A 14,619-nucleotide genomic window follows, 5' to 3' on the forward strand; every position below is an offset into this window, starting at 1 on the left:
TCTTTCCAAATCTTGCGAAGGACTTCTTCGCCAAGTCATGCGTGCGATTCGAAGTGTGCTTACGTCGACGCTGTGGCATGCCGAAGGTATCGGACCCTTACGGCTCGCGTCCACGAGGCGAATCGCTCGTAGGTAGAATCTCGAATGAAGAGCAAATCTGTGGCGATCATGATGAAAGAAAATGAGGTAAGCCCCAGAAGCATGCCAACACCGAGGTGCATGCCAGTCACTGCAACTATCCCCAGTCGCCTCGTCAGTCCGTTCAGCATCAGTAGTGGAAATGTCAATTGGATGAAGACGGCGGCATAGGTCCCAACGGTGACTAGGAAGACGTTGTCATAGATCGCACGGCTGAGACTCGGAAAAGGTTGGACATCTTCGATGTGAAGGGCGTAATAAAGTGCCGTTCCTTCTTGCCAGAAATCGCCCTGCACCTTGAGGAGGCCGGTATTCACGTAGAGGATGCTCACCTGGAGGAGAGTGGCCAGGAGGGCAACATTATGCAGGACTGTGGCCATGCGCCACCGGACGTCGCTCGCGAGGGCCGTCGGAGACCTTGACACAGCATGGAGAGCTCTCTTCTTCGCCCGTCTGGCATCGATCGACCAGCGTGCCGAAAGGTCGGCGAAGGAGAGATAGATGAGCACGAGAAGCATGAGATCGTCACCGCCATCGAGCAGCCATGGTTGACGTTCACGCCAAGACCAGAACATGACGGCTAGCGCTGGCGTTATCAGACGTGTCCGCCAGCCGAGCATGAAAAGAGCCGAGAGTATGATGAAGAAGTGGAAGAGCAGTTCGAATTGCTCGCTGGAGCCTGCGAGCGCGAATATCGAGAAGGTGCCCTTCTCGGCCAGGCGCTCTTCGAGGAGATCTTTCGTCCATGGTGATTCGGGTCCCCAGAGCAGACGGCGATCCTCATAGTCGACCAGCAGCAGGCCCAGGAGGACCAACCCATATCCGATGCGGAGGACAGCCAAACCATAGAGCCCGTAACGAGTGCTACTGGCTCGCTCTACTCTGTTGAGGATGCACCCCTGTATATGGTGATATATTTGCCATAGTCGAATCTGTTGGCGGTTGCTGCTATCCCTCACCCAAAGGCCTCTTTCCAGAGCTTAACCGCTTCATTCGTCACGGGCGACGGCGGCCACCAGTCGAAGTCTCTGTGATATCTGTTCCCGCCGTCACTCCAGTTCCGGTCTGAGAACCGAGGAACGACATGGTTGGAGATCCGCACCTGCACCGCGGTTATCCTATTCCCCCATTGGGCGCGCGCCGCTAGCGTCGCGATAGCGCTCATATGGCGCACCGCTTGCCGGCGAGCGATTGGATCAGGAGGGCCAGCGCCATCTGGTGTCGCATCCTCTGTTTTCGGACTAGTCGCCGCCGGCTCGACGCCAGCTTCGGTCATCATCTGGTAGCCACCGATGACGAGTCGTGAGAGGCGTGCGGGGAAAAGGCTGCCCCGTACCTTGTCTATCCCAGGCTTGCTGATGTCCGTCCAGTCGGTGGTTTTCTCTATACCGGTCGAATCGCGAGCTTTTGCACGAACGAGAACTCGAGTGTTGTAATCGACTGGATCAGGCGCGAATAGCTCCCAATTCTGATGAAAGTACGGCTTGATGTAGCCATTGAGGATTGAGGCGCTCTGTTCGCTGATCGGATTCGATGGGGCGAGGTATAGGAACGTCGCAATGAAATGAAAGGACAGTAGCAGCGCGCAGATTGCGCACCATGCGACGATGACTTTTTGCCGCCAGTCGCACAATCGACTGGCGGGATATGCGTGATGCCGCTGCTCGGGGTAGCCAGCTTCTCGTCCTTGCAGAGATTCCCAATCATCCAGATCCACGGTCGGTCCTCCTTGCGTGCAGCGCCTTTCTCTCGCACCACGAGAGTCGTGCGCTACGGCATGGGCAGTGCCCTGAGGCCGCGTTGATCGAGGCTCCGATGGCGTGCACTTGGAGAAATTTTAGGGCTTGGGCTGGGTATGTTCGGCAGTTCCCTCATGAACTCCCTGCTGATTCAATTTTTGCTAATCTCCAGATCACTCACGACCGGAATGATGCCTGGTCGCAATCCATTGCATCATGAAGTTCCTCATATCAGAGTAAGCGGCGCTGAGAGGGCTCTCTAATATCTGGTGTGGGCGGCCGTGGCGTGCGCCATCTTTGATCAGCCTTGCGTGAAGCCGGAGCCCGCGAGCAAGCGGCCGCGCCGCTCGCGGCGCCGCTCCCATCGCGCTCGACGGCCCGCACACCTAGACCGGTTGAAAGCGTAGAGTCCCAGCCTCGTGACGGATCGCGTTCGGTGCTGTACGACCGGAGCATGCGGTACGGGCATAGGGGTGGGTACACGCCAGCGGAGCAGGAGCGGAGGGACCGTGTACGGCTGCAGGCGGCCGAGTGGTTCGAGGCCGGGGAGCCGACCAGGACGGTCGCGGCGCGGTTACGGGTGCACGAGCGGTCGGTGACCCGCTGGCGGAAGGCATGGCGGGAGGGCGGCAGACCGGCGCTGCTGTCGAAGGTGCCGGTGCCGAGGGAGAAGCTGTCGGCCGCTCAGTGGGCGCGGCTGGATGCCGAGCTACGACGGGTGCGCCGTTGGTGTGGCGCTGGGACACCGTGAACGTGCATCTGGCAGGCCAGGTCGCCGACTTCGCCGCCGAAACGCCGATTGGTTACGCATCGTCCGGCTTAGCGCCTACGCTCCCGAGCACAATCCTGCCGGGGGTTTGTGGTCGCTGCTCCGCCGGGCCTTGGCCTGTGTAGCGGTCGGCGGTGAGGGTGCCCCCTCTGGGAAGCCGGGCAAAGGACGCACCACTGAAGAGGCTGCCGATCGGCTTGTCGGGTGCGTTGACCTGCAACAATATCCAAACCGCGGGTTTGGAACCGGACAACATGGTGGGTACTATTTGTCGATCGGTTTCGGCCAGGCGTCCCCTCCCTTGCTCAGCGCGTCCAAGGAACTCCCGGACGCCGACCTCCGGTCAGTCCCCCCGGAATGTTGATCTGTCGTTGAAGCTCGTTGCCTACATCACTGAGGGGTGGCTGCCCAGCGTGGAGGATCCGCTGTCGCTCGTTGATCGCCTCAGCCCTCGAAGGGGTGCAGGCGGCCGCTGATAGATGGCGGGGTCAGTCCTCAGATCTCCCCTCTGGTCCGGAGCCGATCTTGGTTCGAACGAGACACGGGATCTCCCAAGACCGGAGAAGCAGATGGTTAGACGAATGGGCATCGTGATCTGTGTGATCACGTCCATACTGGCTCTTACGGCAGGTGCCGCCTTGGCCGACCGGCGTTCTGGAACACGGACGCCCTATAACACGATCCTGGACGCTGTCGTCGGCGGCGGCTCGACCGCCGCGGTCGCCGAGGTCCGTAACGGTGACGAAATATGGGCAGGCAGCAGCGGCTTGGCGAAGGCGAACGGCGACCAGCCTCCACCGGCTACCGCAAACTTCCGCGCCGGGAGCATCACCAAATCCTTCACCGCGACTGTCGTGCTCCAACTCGTGGGCGAAGGAAGGTTGAGACTGTCCGACACCATCGACCACTGGCTGCCCGGCCTCCTTCGCGACGACAGCACGATCACCGTGAGACAGCTGCTCCAGCACACCAGCGGCCTGCCTGAGTACACCACGGACATGGTCGATGACGCCGGTATCCCCAAGGAGCGTTATCGCACCTGGTCCCCGAGAGAACTGGTGGAGAAGGCCGAAAGGCTTCCTCTGGAGTTTCGCCCGGGCACCAGGTTCCAGTACTCCAACACCAACTACATCGTCCTCGGCATGCTCATTGAGAAGGTGACCGGCAGACCGTACGCGACGGAGATCGAGCAGCGGATCCTGCGCCCGCTGGACCTGGCTCGCACCTGGCTCCCGGGTGCCTCACCCGAAGTGCAAGGCCCACACGCCCACGGGTACGTGGCCGTCAAGAAGCACGGCGAGCTCACCCGCGTCGACGTCACCAGGTTCAACCCGACGATAGCCGGCGCCGCCGGTGAGATCATCTCCACTGCCGGAGACCTCAACCGGTTCTACCGCGCCCTGCTCGGCGGCAAGCTGCTTCCTCCCGCCCAGCTGAAGGAGATGAAGCATCCCGGCCCTTCGGGTGATTATGGGATGGGCCTGGAGGTGACTCACCTGCCCTGCGGCACCGCGTACGGCCACACCGGCGAAACCCCCGGATACGTCACGGCGTCGTTGATCTCAGCGGACGGCACCCGGCAGATCACCCTGTCGACCACGCCGTTCTCCGGCGACTCGGGATCCGCGGAGAAGGCCCTGTTGAAATCCGCACTTTGCGCCTAACGAGGGTCTCGCATGGTCCACCGCCCCAAGAAGGGCCTTACCATGCGGCTGTAGGTCTCACCGTCTCCGCCGAGCGACGCCGAGGTCTCCGCGGCGGAGCGCATCAGAGTCGCGGCTGACCCGTCGGGAAAGGGACGAGCGAGCGAGACTGCGGGTTTCACCCACGTCAGGCCATACTCGGCGAGCGGCATGGCCGAAAACGCCGGAGAGCCGGCCGTCGCCCTGGTGCCGCACGGTCACGGCCAGCAGGACGCCGGGGTCATCGGCACGTGCCATGGTGAGGGGGATCTTCTGGTTCGGCCGGTCGAGCCGGACGGGCTCGGGGTGCTCGACCTGTTTCCGGCCCCAGACCCGGGTGGCCTGCTGCCGGCCCTTGGCATCCTCCACCTGGGTCTCCACCCTGGCGTACTCGCCCCAGCGAGCGGTGACCACAAGTTCGCCGAGGTCTGCCGGGACGGCGAACGACAGGCCCATGGAGGACGCCCACAGGCGGCCGAGGTTCTGCGGGGTGAGCACCTGCGGCAGCTCGCTCTCGCCGCCGTCGCCCTCCGCGCCGATCTCGGTCTCCGGCAGCTCGCCGGCGTCCTCGGCGACCCGCTTCGGCGAAGGTTTCGGGCCCAGCATGCCGACCAGGTAGCGCTCGCGTGGCCCCATCGACCGCAGCGGCAGCTCCTCGAGGTCGCCCTCGTACGGCCCGAGCAGGTCACGCTCGACCAGTTTCTGGAACGCGTCCCTGACCTCGAACGACGTGACCGGCGGGAAGTCCTGCGGCACGTCGAGCGGATGTCGCGCCTCACTCACCGGCGGACCGGCGGCCTGCCCCACCTCAGCCTCGGTTCCCCCGCCGAACAGGTCGCCCTGGTCAGCTCCCGCTGTGAACAGCTTCTCCTGCCGATCGAACACGTGGCGGTGTCCTTCCTCGACTGACCGATGAAACCACGCTAGTTGTTCTTGATGAGCTTCTGAATGAGCTGTGGCCGGATCGTGAGGTCAGCGCCGGCTCCGTCTTAGCCGGCTGACACTTATGTTTCCTCAGGTCAGCGACACGCCGTGATCCGCTACCTGCCGACCGGATAGGTCATCGCGGGACAAAGTGCGCGTTACCCTTCCGCGTGTAAAGCAGGATGACCCCGACGGTGCCCGCGCTCATGCCGAGCAGACCGAGCATGGCGTACTCGAGTGCGTAGACCTCGTTCATGGAAGCCGAGAAGGCCCCCCAGAGGATGGGCGCGAGCATGATCCAGGCCACTGCCGTTGTGATCGTCACCCCGATCCGGCTGCCTTGCCGGCCTCTGGCAGCGCGGACCGCGAACCAAAGGTAGAGCAGGAGGTACAGGCCGGCGAACGCGGCTTGGTAAAAGTGCACGATAGTCAGCCCAGCGAACAGGGCTGAGACGACGAACAGGACCAAGGCCAGGGTCACTTCCCTAGGGCGAGTGGGCGCCGACTCGTCGCGCTTGTGGGGGGCTCCGGTCACGACTTCTCCGATGCTCGTTCTTGACGTGGATGTACGTACTTCATAACCCTGTCACTGATCGACGTCAGCTGATGATCCGCAACCGACACTTTTGGTCAGCGCCGCGGCGCGGCCCCTGTCCGCCGTATTTCGCGCCGCCCCCTTCCATTCCCGGGCTTTGTCGTCGCGCCGGGACCGGTCCCGGCCATGCAGGAATAAGATCGGCGGGCGACGGAATCCACCCTGCTGACGGGTCGGCGAGATCGGCATCACCGTCCTGTCGCTGTCATCGCGCAAGGCGGTCCTTCGCCTCGCCATCGAGGAAGAGCCTCGTCGCTACCGCTGACAGGTAGGAAGGTCAATTCTGAAGAAGTGATCGATTTTCGGACCAGGAGCGGATTGGAGATCCTCGCGCTGCATGGCCGAGGACTGTCCGCTCGGGCAGCAACCAGATGGATCTGTGCTCACCCGCGGGTGTATTCATGCGAGGTGCTCGTCTGGATCATGTGCTCGGCCAGGGACGAACGGGTCGCCCAGCACGCGCGCAGAACCATGGAGGCTTTGGCCGCCGACCCGGGCTACCGCTACGAGACGTTGTACGCCATCTGGCGAGTCAGTCAGAGCAAGGAGAGCGAATGGGACGGGCGGCGCCTGATTTGGAATCATGACGCGAGGCCTGACCTTCCACCGGCCGCGAAAACGTTCCTGCTTGCCCCTGTGCAGGAATGTGCGTACGTGCCGGCCGTACGGTTGGTGTGTCTACTCGGCTCGGCCCGTTCCGGCGGTGGCAGGTGGCGGTACGCGGATTATGTGGTGCAGGAGGCCCTGCACTCCACCGATGAACGTTTCCGCGCCCAACTACGCAGCCTGCTGTCCAGCACCGATCAGCCCGACCTTCTCGACGAGTTGCTGCGCTGCTTTCGCGATTGCCTGCACGATCGAGGGTTTGGGCGACGGCTGTGGCACCGTGGGCGGCCGACTGCCCTCATGAAGATCCTGCTGGCCAACCCACACCTGCTGAGCCGGTCGAGCGATCACTATGACCGGAGCGGGGAAGCAGCCCTGCTGGCGATCTTGCAGGACCGTCTCGAGATGCTGACCATGCATCTCGAACGTAACCCGATGGCCGCGTTGCTGGAGCTGTACAGGGCGCTACAGCTACCTCTCGGGCGCGAGCTCAAGGACCGGTGCCGCCGGCTGCTCCGCGAACTGGAGCCAGGGCCTGTGCGCGAGGCCGTGTGCCAACACGCATTGCGGGGCAAGGCGGCTGCGGTGCAGGCGGCGGTTGAGGCCGGCTACCGGCCGGCCCACGAGAACGAACTGCTCGCGTTTCTGTTCGTCACCGAACAGTGGGAGGACTACGACCGCGCGGACCCCGACGGGAGCTTGTTGCGCGCTTACTGCGCTGAAAACGACACCCACAGGTGGAGAATCGTCGAAGTCGCCCGCCGCGCTCGCCGCCCCAACCCATTCCCGCCAATCCCGAAGCCACCCACACAGCCGAAGGTCAGCGGCGGCCGGTCAAGCCCGATCGGTTCGTGGCCGACAAATCCGGGCGTTACCGATCATGGTGGCGGCGACTACGGCGGCAGCTACGGCGGATTCAGCACCCACTGACTCCGCCCACCTGAAGGATGCGCTCGCTGTCCTCCATTGTGGGCAGGGGGAAAGCATATGGAGTCGGGGCGCGCGACGATCCCCAGGGCGCCCCTCGCTACCTTCGACGCCCCTGACTTGCCCGCGTTCCGCCGCAGACGGCGAAGCAGGTCAGCGGCGGCGGGAGGCGCTCGGCCGCCGGGTCACGGCCAGCGCACCTCCGGGGTGCGTTCCACGAACTGCGCGTACTGCTCGAACGCCCGCTCGACCTCTGCCCGGTCGGTTCCGCGGAGCGGTGAGAGCGGCTGCACGGCGATCCGTACCACGCTCTTCGTGAGGGTGCGTTTCCAGATGGCCACGACCCGGCCGGCGCGTACCACGGTGGACTGGAAGATCCCGTTGTTGCCGGGGATGATGGCCGCCTTGTGCTCGTCGGCGACCATGAGCGAGCGGTCTTTGTAGCCCAGCAGGTATTCGTCGAACCCGGGCAGCACGAGCAGCTCGTCGTCGCCGGCCGGGGGAGGGGAGGTGTCGAGGAGCGCGGCGTCGAGGTAGGCCTCCACCCCGCCGACGGTAACCCTGGCCAGCGCGTCGCCGGCCACGGCGATGCCGCGTTTGGCGTCGGCCGCGGTCAGGCCGGTCCAGCCCGCGAAGTCTTGCCTTGTGGTCGGTCCACGGCCGCGGAAGTAGCGCAGGGCGATGGTGCCCAGCGCCTCGTCGCGCTCCGGCCGGTGCGGGTCGGGAACCCACTCGTCGAGCAGGACGAAGCTCTGCTCGTTGCCGATGTTGGGGGCGATGCACAGCAGGCCGCGCTGGCTGGCGTACCACAGCAGGTGGTAGCCGCGCTGGCCACCGGTGTCGATGCCCTTGCCGGCCAGCACGGCCAGGCACTCCGACCGGGTCAGCCGCCCGCCGCCGGCCAGGGCCGCGCCCAGCACCTCCATGGCCTGTACGGCGCTCTCCTCCGAGAGGCCGAGTTGCTCGCGCCGCCGCGCCGCGCCGTTCAGCACCCGGACGCCCATCAGTTCGACCATCCAGCGGGCGTCGCGGGGCGGCACGAAATGGATGGTGCCGCGCATCGGCCAGGTGCGCAGCGCCTCACGCCGCTCCAGCGCGTCGGTGACGTCGGCGGCGGTGAGTCCGGGCAGTCGCACGCCGAACGACCACAGACCGCTGGCCAGGTCTTGCGCCTGCATCGCCCCGAGCCAGGTCACCACCTCGGCCACGCCCGTCGTCCGCCTGGCATCGCCGGGCGACGAGCGGAGGAGCAGGCTGGACAGCCGCAGGCCGAGCACCACCTGGGGGGAGAGTTCCACGGGCCAACCGTATCCTCCGCCGCCGACATTGAGCGTGTGCCGTCGAAGTTTGGTGCCGGTGCCGTGGTGGCGGACGTGGTCAAATCAGGCGGGTGCAGAGGGTGCGGCCTCGAATCTCCCAGTTGACCCTTCTGCCGCCCGGCGGGCAGGCACCGCTGGTGTACGCGGTGACACGGAGGACGAAGTCCCACCCCTGTGGAGCGGAGCCGGCCCTGCATGGCCACACCTTCAGCAGTTCGGAGTTGCTGATAAGCACCTTGTTCTCCTCACCCTTTCTGGCCAGGAGACATTCACCCGCGCGGAACTGCCGCTGCACGCAGAGGGCGATCTCGTTCGTGTCCTCGCCGTAGCTCTCGCCGTACGTCCACCACCCTTCCCCGTCCACATCGTCGCCGCTGTACCTGACGCACTCGGAGTCGTCGTCGACCACCTTGAGCACCTTCATGTAGGCGTCGGAGCGGCCGCAGCTGACCGCGCGCGGCTTGCTCCTGCTCCACTCGCCGTTCAGACGCTCGTAGGCGTCCAGACAGTCGCCCGCGGAGATCTTCTCGAACGCCTTGCGGGTGGGATCGGATGTGGGGGTGGGGGTGGCACTGTCGGTGGCGTTCGGGGTCTCGGACGGCTGAGGCGCGGGTGTCGGGGAAGTCGGGGTCTGCTGGGGAGTGGAGATGGCCTTGGAGATGGCCGGCGCGTTTCTCTTGTCCCCGATGGCCCACGCGGCGAAAGCGACCAGCAGGAGGCTCACGACCGCGGCCGCGGCCACCGGGAGCTTCATTCGTCCGAGCGGCGGAAACCGCTGGCCGTCCCCCGGCGCGTCCTGCGGCGGGGGCGCCAGCACCTCGGTCTCCGCCACTCGCGTGGCAATCATCGTGCTGACGGGCTCCGGCAGCCGAGCGTCCTCGCCCTCGGCGAGCGCGGAGCAACGTTCGAGGAACGCATCGAGGCCGGGCCGGTCTTTCGGATCCTTCTCCAGGCCGGACGCGACCAGCGGGAGCAGCGGCTCCGGCACGCCGGTCAGGTCGGGTTCCTCGTTGGCGATGCGGTAGCCGAGGGCCTCGATCGGGCCATCGCCGAAGGGCCGCCGGCCGGTGGCGGCGAAGGCCAGCACGGCAGCCAGGCAGAACACGTCACTGGCCGGCCCGACCTCGCGGCCCCGGAGCTGCTCGGGCGACATGAACCCGGGCGTGCCGACCACACTGGTGCGGGTGGTCTGCGAGGTGGCGTCGAGCGCGCGGGCGATGCCGAAGTCGATGATGCGGGGCCCGTCCTGGGCGAGCAGCACGTTGCCGGGCTTGAGGTCCCGGTGGACGACGCCCCGCTCGTGGATCGCCATCAGCCCTTCGGCCAGGCCCGCGCCGAGCCTCGCGACCGCCGCCGCGGAGAACGCGCCGTGCTCGCCGACGGCCTCGTGCAGCGACGGCCCCGCGATGTACTCGGTCACGAGCCAGGGCGGATCGGCGTCGGCGCGGGCGTCCACCACCTGCGCGGTGTGGATGCCCCCGACCCGCCGCACCGCGGCGATCTCCGCCTCGAACCGCCGCCGGAACTGCGCATCCTCTGCCAGGTACGGGTGGATCACCTTGACCGCGACCGGCCGGCCACCTTTCGAGCGGCCCAGGTAGACGCGACCCATCCCGCCCGCTCCCAGCCGCGCCAGCAGCCGGTACCCACCGACGTTCTTCGGGTCGCCCGCCTCAAGCGGCTTCAATTTCTCGCCGGACACTCGCAGGTCCTCCCGCACCCACTGGTGATCTAGAACGTACCCTTCCACACAGACGATAAGAGAGGGGATGCCCTGATCGAGGCATCTTCGAGCGATACGCCTGCGGACAGGAGCGGACTCCTGATAGCTGAGGTGTTGTCTACACAACTCGGCAACCAGGAGCCCGTGGTTGTCTGTTTACACGCCCGCGTCCGTGAGCGCCAGTGGTTGCATCTCACCGGGATGCCGATGTCATGACCGGATGCCGTCATATCCATCGGATTTGACCGATGCCGAGTGGGTGGTTGTCGAAGGCGAGGCACGGGCGGTCATGGCCGAGCTGGTCCAGGCCCCCGGCAGGCCGATGTGCATGACTTGCGCGCGACACTCGACGCGATCAACTACGTGACCAGGTATCGCGGTCGACACGCTCGGGCTGCTGTTGTGCGTGATCGTCACCGCCGCCTCCGTCCAAGATCGTGACGCCGCCCATCCGCTGCTGGCCCGGCTGCGGGAGAAGTTCTCTGTCATCGCGCTGGTCTGGGCGGACGGCGGCTACGCCGGGCGCCTGCTCACCTGGGCGCGCGACGTACTCCACCTGACCGTCACCATAGTCAAGCGCTCCGACGACGTCCGCGGCTTTCTGCCGCGAGTTCGGCCTGCTTGACGGCAGAGTCGACGTAACGATTGAGCTCTTGGGCGCTGTTGGCGATGAGGGCTCTGGTTTTGGTCGCCTCGGGGGAGGACTCGATGATGTCGCCCGACCATAGGCGCGCCAAGCCGTTGGGACGTTGAGCTTCTCGCGCGATGAGGTCCCCGTTAATGCCTTTGACCCTGCATATTGCGAGCAGTCGTGACTGCTCTTCAATGATCCGCATCCTACTTTCCAAACAATGGCGGTTCATCGGGCTTGGCCGGCGAGCAGGCGGTGCCACCACTCGTGTGCTTCCCCGCGGCGCCACCACTCAGCCGTCCAGGACAGGGGTGGCACGCCCTGGCGGGGAAGGGTGCGGCGGTGGATCTGGTAGACGCCGGCGCAGGAGACCAGTTCGTAGGCGGTCATCTGGCAGGAGCAGGTGTATGCGACGACCCGGCCGGGGCCGAGGCCCTGCACGATCCACCGCAGCGCCGTGCACCCGGGGCGCGGCACGGCCGGATGCGGTGAGATCCCCGGGCAGTCCTCGTCCGTGAGGACATCAGGCGGAGCGAGATCGACGGCGGACGCGGTCACCGCGTTGCCCGGACGATCCGGCGCTTCCGCTCGGCGATGCTCTCCTGCTCCGCGATGGCCTGGCACAACCCTGCCAGGTCGTCGGCGTCGACCGTGCGGTGCGCGCCCGCGTCCTCGACGGCCCGGGGGAACGGACGCTCGCGGGTCGCCCAGAACCGCCCGGCGTCGCTGCGCATGATCCGCCACCCGGCGAACACCGGACTAACGGCGGCTACAGCCCTATCGTGTGTCATGGGTCAGGACCACCATCCTGATCAGGGATCCGTCGGCGATGTAGGGCATCGCTGGCGGGTCCGCTTCATGCAGGCAGTGGTCCGAGGCTCCTACCTGCATCACCGGCTTGGACAATCCCCATGCTGATGCGCAGAGTGAGCGACAAGTGACACAGTGTGTGTCACGCAGAGGCGGTCAGGACAAGCCGAGCCATTCGGCGAAACCACATAGTTCGTCACTGCTTGCACGGTGGAGGCGCAGGAGCGTCTCGCCGTCCTCGCGTACCCAAGGGTGCTCACGCGTGTGCTGCGGTGCGATTCGGCGCGCGCTCCTCAACGCGTCGAAGGCGGCGTCTCTCATGCCGGCCCACAGTCGGGCACGCGCCAACTCGATGTAGAAGCCACTCCGGCGTTCGGCGGGCATGCTGGACGGTGGTACCCAGGTGTCCCCGAGGTCCAGAGCAGGTCGGAGGTGGCTGTCGCCGAGGCTGACGGCGAGCGAGACCTCGTGAATGCGCACCGAGTCCGGTCCGAAGGCCGTCCCGTAATAGACGCTCTCGGGAACCATGCCGCCGAGCCGCCAGGCCTCGTCGCGATGGCTCAAGGCGTCTTCCACCTGGCCGGCCCGCGCCCCGACGACGGCAGCGCGCATGTGCAGCGATCCCAGCACGCCCATGTACTGGAGGCTCGTGTCCTTGCGCGTGCGAAGGCGGTCGATCTCGACTTCGAGGGCTCGTAGCCCCGCCTCATAGGTGTGCGTCGCGAAGAAGACTTCAGTCCGAACGTATGCCACCGACGCCGCCAGCAGCGGGTCCTCCACGAGCACAGAGGTCTGGCGCATCAGATCGATCAGCCGGGCCGACAGGTCCAGATAGCCGTACTTGTAGGCGACCGCGTCGGCCGCGCGGTACGAGGTGACCAGTAGCGGTGCGAGGCCAGACGCCGTTCGAAGTCCTCGGATGAGTTCCGCGATCAAATCAGGAAGCGTGTAAGAGAGCCGGACGTACTGGGATTCCAAGCGACACCGGACCGCTTCGCGTACGGCCACCTGTAGCTCAGGCAGGGGACGCACTGGACCCTCGTCGGGGAAATCACAAGTCGTGATCACCTGGCGCAGGAGGGGGATCGTGCTGTGGACGCGACTGTCAGTACGGCTGGTGCCGTGCAGAAGTTGGGAGGGATCGACACCAAGGGCCGCGGCGATGGCATCGAGAACGTTGTCGCCCGGGTTCCGGCTTCCCTGTTCCAGCTTTCGGATCATGCTGAGCGAGATGTTCGCTGCCCGTGCGAGATCGCCCTGGGTCATGCGGCGCGCGCTGCGGATCGCCGCGATGCGCTCTCCCGCGCTTGAGCTACTTCTCCTAGCCGAGGGCATCAGGGCTCCGTCCGGTCGTATCCAGGAGAGCCGGCAGGTCTGTGAGACCGTTGATTCGCAGGTCGGCGGGCACGGCCGGATCGTCGCCCCAGAGAAGCCCCCACGGCCCTCGTCGAATGAGGCAGGTGACGAGGCCCGCCGCCTTGGCTGGAACGACATCGTTCACCGGGTGATCGCCGACGTAGAGCGTTTCCTCGGGGGCCGCCCCAGCGAGCTTGACGACGCGATCGAAGAAGGCGGCATCCGGCTTGGCCACACCCCATTCCGCAGAGGTGGCGATGGCGTCAACGGGGAGGCGTAGTCCGCGCAACAGATCGCCGACCTTGGCCGTCTGGTTCCCGGCGACGCAGACACGTAGGCCCATGTCCTGTAGGGCCTGAAGTCCATCCCGCACGTCCGGGTACAGGTCGGTGTCGTCCAGATATTCACCCCGGCCGGCGTTTTCGCGGTCCCTGTACGCCGCCTGGAGATCGATGCCGGGGCGGATGAGGCGGAGGGCTTCGGCGTTGTCCATCCCCAGTGCGGTCACCGCGCCGACGAGCGCGGACATCGTGTGGCGGGGCGCCCCGAGCCAGTCTGCCCATGCCCCCCAATATCGATCGTCACGGACCAGCGTCTCGCCGATGTCGAACACCACAGCCCTGACCACACCGGCAGCGTAAACGATTCGGCTGGCGTTCACCCGCGACCTGCTACGTCACGATGACAGTGTGCGAAAGTGACCAGAGCGGCTGCGAGTTCGGCCTGCTTGACGGCAGAGTCGACGTAGCGATTGAGCTCTTGGGCGCTGTTGGTGATGAGGGCTCTGGCTTTGGTCGCCTCAGGGAGGACATCGACGATGTCGCCCGATCAGAGACGCGCCAGGCCGTTGAGACCTGTTCGGATGGCGGTTCATCGGGCTTGGCCGGCGAGCAGGCGGCGCCACCACTCGTGTGCTTCCCCGCGGCGCCACCACTCAGCCGTCCAGGACAGGGGTGGCACGCCCTGGCGGGGAAGGGTGCGGCGGTGGATCTGGTAGACGCCGGCGCAGGAGACCAGTTCGTAGGCGGTCATCTGGCAGGAGCAGGTGTATGCGACGACCCGGCCGGGGCCGAGGCCCTGCACGATCCACCGCAGCGCCGTGCACCCGGGGCGCGGCACGGCCGGATGCGGTGAGATCCCCGGGCAGTCCTCGTCCGTGAGGACATCAGGCGGAGCGAGATCGACGGCGGACGCGGTCACCGCGTTGCCCGGACGATCCGGCGCTTCCGCTCGGCGATGCTCTCCTGCTCCGCGATGGCCTGGCACAACCCTGCCAGGTCGTCGGCGTCGACCGTGCGGTGCGCGCCCGCGTCCTCGACGGCCCGGGGGAACGGACGCTCGCGGGTCGCCCAGAACCGCCCGGCGTCGCTGCGCATGATCCGCCACCCGGCGAACACCGG

16 protein-coding genes are annotated in these 14,619 nt (G+C 66.0%); 4 read left to right on the top strand and 12 right to left on the bottom strand.

Annotated elements, in window-relative coordinates; all coding sequences use genetic code 11:
• Positions 1–59: 59 nt before the first annotated feature.
• Together ABZW11_RS02170 and ABZW11_RS02175 are read right to left on the bottom strand one after the other, a co-directional pair.
• A complete protein-coding gene (locus ABZW11_RS02170) occupies positions 60–953 on the bottom strand; it encodes an HTTM domain-containing protein (RefSeq protein ID WP_355411662.1) in 894 nt (297 codons plus the stop codon).
• A 140-nt stretch (positions 954–1,093) separates the two neighbouring features.
• Positions 1,094–1,855: a DUF5819 family protein gene (locus ABZW11_RS02175; protein ID WP_355411664.1), complete on the bottom strand. Its 762-nt coding sequence runs from the start codon at positions 1,853–1,855 to the stop codon at positions 1,094–1,096.
• A 476-nt stretch (positions 1,856–2,331) separates the two neighbouring features.
• Between ABZW11_RS02175 and ABZW11_RS02180 the strand changes: the two genes are divergently transcribed.
• Positions 2,332–2,628, top strand: a complete 297-nt coding sequence (locus tag ABZW11_RS02180) for a helix-turn-helix domain-containing protein (RefSeq protein WP_355411666.1) — start codon at positions 2,332–2,334, stop codon at positions 2,626–2,628.
• A 599-nt stretch (positions 2,629–3,227) separates the two neighbouring features.
• Positions 3,228–4,310: a serine hydrolase domain-containing protein gene (locus ABZW11_RS02185; protein WP_355411668.1), complete on the top strand. Its 1,083-nt coding sequence runs from the start codon at positions 3,228–3,230 to the stop codon at positions 4,308–4,310.
• Between the two features lie 57 nt (positions 4,311–4,367).
• Here the strand turns inward: ABZW11_RS02185 and ABZW11_RS02190 are convergent, their stop codons facing one another.
• On the bottom strand, positions 4,368–5,213 hold the full coding sequence (locus tag ABZW11_RS02190) for a hypothetical protein (protein ID WP_355411670.1): 846 nt from the start codon (positions 5,211–5,213) through the stop codon (positions 4,368–4,370).
• Between the two features lie 175 nt (positions 5,214–5,388).
• The gene (locus tag ABZW11_RS02195) at positions 5,389–5,733 is read right to left on the bottom strand and encodes a hypothetical protein (RefSeq protein ID WP_355411672.1); all 345 of its coding nucleotides are present in this window, start codon (positions 5,731–5,733) and stop codon (positions 5,389–5,391) included.
• A 522-nt stretch (positions 5,734–6,255) separates the two neighbouring features.
• Here ABZW11_RS02195 and ABZW11_RS02200 point away from each other — a divergent pair.
• On the top strand, positions 6,256–7,383 hold the full coding sequence (locus tag ABZW11_RS02200; protein ID WP_355411674.1) for a hypothetical protein: 1,128 nt from the start codon (positions 6,256–6,258) through the stop codon (positions 7,381–7,383).
• 182 nt (positions 7,384–7,565) lie between these two features.
• Here the strand turns inward: ABZW11_RS02200 and ABZW11_RS02205 are convergent, their stop codons facing one another.
• Both ABZW11_RS02205 and ABZW11_RS02210 read right to left on the bottom strand, forming a co-directional pair.
• Positions 7,566–8,678 (bottom strand): winged helix DNA-binding domain-containing protein, encoded by a 1,113-nt coding sequence (locus tag ABZW11_RS02205; RefSeq protein WP_355411676.1) that lies wholly within the window; start codon positions 8,676–8,678, stop codon positions 7,566–7,568.
• A gap of 79 nt (positions 8,679–8,757) precedes the next feature.
• Positions 8,758–10,401 (bottom strand): protein kinase, encoded by a 1,644-nt coding sequence (locus ABZW11_RS02210; RefSeq protein WP_355411678.1) that lies wholly within the window; start codon positions 10,399–10,401, stop codon positions 8,758–8,760.
• A gap of 394 nt (positions 10,402–10,795) precedes the next feature.
• Here ABZW11_RS02210 and ABZW11_RS02215 point away from each other — a divergent pair, with 394 nt between their 5' ends.
• Positions 10,796–11,047, top strand: coding sequence for a transposase (locus tag ABZW11_RS02215; protein ID WP_355412024.1), 252 nt, complete (start codon positions 10,796–10,798; stop codon positions 11,045–11,047).
• Positions 11,048–11,281: 234 nt separating this feature from the next.
• Here ABZW11_RS02215 and ABZW11_RS02220 read toward each other — a convergent pair whose 3' ends face one another.
• The 6 genes from ABZW11_RS02220 to ABZW11_RS02245 form a co-directional block, all read right to left on the bottom strand.
• Positions 11,282–11,530: a hypothetical protein gene (locus ABZW11_RS02220; protein ID WP_355411680.1), complete on the bottom strand. Its 249-nt coding sequence runs from the start codon at positions 11,528–11,530 to the stop codon at positions 11,282–11,284.
• Positions 11,531–11,607: 77 nt separating this feature from the next.
• The gene (locus ABZW11_RS02225; protein ID WP_355411682.1) at positions 11,608–11,844 is read right to left on the bottom strand and encodes a hypothetical protein; all 237 of its coding nucleotides are present in this window, start codon (positions 11,842–11,844) and stop codon (positions 11,608–11,610) included.
• A 175-nt stretch (positions 11,845–12,019) separates the two neighbouring features.
• A complete protein-coding gene (locus ABZW11_RS02230; protein ID WP_355411684.1) occupies positions 12,020–13,198 on the bottom strand; it encodes a helix-turn-helix transcriptional regulator in 1,179 nt (392 codons plus the stop codon).
• The gene (locus tag ABZW11_RS02235) at positions 13,185–13,835 is read right to left on the bottom strand and encodes an HAD family hydrolase (RefSeq protein WP_355411686.1); all 651 of its coding nucleotides are present in this window, start codon (positions 13,833–13,835) and stop codon (positions 13,185–13,187) included. The genes ABZW11_RS02230 and ABZW11_RS02235 overlap by 14 nt, the downstream gene beginning before the upstream one ends.
• A 254-nt stretch (positions 13,836–14,089) precedes the next feature.
• Positions 14,090–14,338, bottom strand: a complete 249-nt coding sequence (locus ABZW11_RS02240; protein WP_355411688.1) for a hypothetical protein — start codon at positions 14,336–14,338, stop codon at positions 14,090–14,092.
• 77 nt (positions 14,339–14,415) lie between these two features.
• Positions 14,416–14,616, bottom strand: coding sequence for a hypothetical protein (locus ABZW11_RS02245; RefSeq protein ID WP_355411690.1), 201 nt, complete (start codon positions 14,614–14,616; stop codon positions 14,416–14,418).
• Positions 14,617–14,619: the final 3 nt, after the last annotated feature.

The organism is Nonomuraea sp. NPDC004580 (assembly GCF_040609855.1).
Lineage (GTDB): Bacteria > Actinomycetota > Actinomycetes > Streptosporangiales > Streptosporangiaceae > Nonomuraea > Nonomuraea salmonea.